At 69.5% G+C, this 1,310-nt stretch carries 1 protein-coding gene; it reads right to left on the bottom strand.

All coding sequences use genetic code 11. From position 1 onward, the window contains the following. Positions 1–30: 30 nt before the first annotated feature. A protein-coding gene (locus ADK67_RS08885) for an IS3 family transposase (RefSeq protein ID WP_157620021.1) occupies positions 31–1,235 on the bottom strand; the annotation gives its coding sequence in 2 pieces (ribosomal slippage) (positions 31–941 and positions 941–1,235; 1,206 coding nt in all). Positions 1,236–1,310: the final 75 nt, after the last annotated feature.

The following is a 1,310-nucleotide window of genomic DNA, read 5'->3' as shown; positions in this document are numbered from 1 at the left end:
GGGACTTGACCCTGGATGTTGGACACGGGGTTATGCGGCTGAGGTCAGCGTAACCGGTGTTGGTAGCAGGCTGTTCTCGTAGTCGATCGGGGACATCTGGCCGAGGTGGGAGTGGCGCCGTCGGGTGTTGTAGCGGTGCGCCCAGCCGAACACCGCCAGCCGTGCTTCCCTTTCGCTGCCCCAACTCCGGGCGCCTTGCAGTGTTTCGCGTTTGAAGGAGGCGTTGAGGCTCTCGGCGGCGGCGTTGTCGGCCGAGCTGCCGACCGCGCCCATGGACCTGGTGACCCCGGCGGTGCGACAGGCATCGGCGAAGGATGTGGCGCCGTATTGGGCTCCGTGGTCGCTGTGGAAGGTCGCCCCGGCCAGGCTGCCCCGTGTCCGCTCCGCCGCGTGCAGGGCGTCGAGGACGAGGTCGACGCGCATGTGGTCGGCGACGGCCCAGCCGACCAAGCGGCGCGAGCACAGGTCCATCACGGTCGCGAGGTAGAGGAAGGTGCCGTCGGCGATGGGCAGGTAGGTGATGTCGCCGACGTAGCGGGTGTTCGGTGTCCGGGCGGTGAAGTCGCGTCCGAGCAGGTCCGGGGCCTTGACCGCGGTGGGGTCGGCCGTGGTGGTGCGGTGCCGGCGGCGCAGCCGCAGCCCGGCCAGGCCGATCCCGCGCATCACGCGGGCGACGCGCTTGTGGTTGACCACATGCCCGGTGTCATGCAGTTCGGCGGTGATCCGCGGGACGCCGTAGGTGCCCGCCGACTCGCGATGGATCACCCGGATGCGGCCGGCCAGGTCCGCGTCGTCCGCGGCCCGTGCGGCCCGGTCGGGTTCGGTGGCCTTCCAGTGGTAGTAGCTGGACCGGGCCAGGCCGATGACCTGGCACAACCGCTTCACGCCGTACTGGCGTCGGTTTTCGGAGACGAACCCGAAGCGGTTCACCAGCGCGTCTCCCCTGCGAAATACCGGGCCGCCTTGCGCAGGATGTCGCGTTCCTCCTCCAGCTCGCGGATCCGCCTGCGCAGTGCGGCGTTCTCGTCCTCCGGCGAGGCCGTCGCGGAGGCGCTCGCGGTGGTGGTGGCGGGTGCCTCGGTGCGTTGTGCGTCGTCGAGCCGGATCCAGTTGCGCAGCGTCTCGTGGTTGACGCCCAGGTCCTGGGCCACCGATTTGATCGTCGCGCCGGGGCGGGACCGGTAGAGCGCGACCGCCTCGGCCCGGAACTCCGGCGGGTAGTGCTTCATCACCATCTGAACGGGACTCCTGTCCACCCGGATCGTCAGGATCCAAGTGTGTCTGGTGTCCAACATCCAGGGTCAAGTCCC

The sequence above is a fragment of the Saccharothrix sp. NRRL B-16348 genome, from assembly GCF_001280085.1.
Classification (GTDB): Bacteria; Actinomycetota; Actinomycetes; order Mycobacteriales; family Pseudonocardiaceae; genus Actinosynnema.
This window is presented reverse-complemented; position numbering and strand designations above follow the sequence as displayed.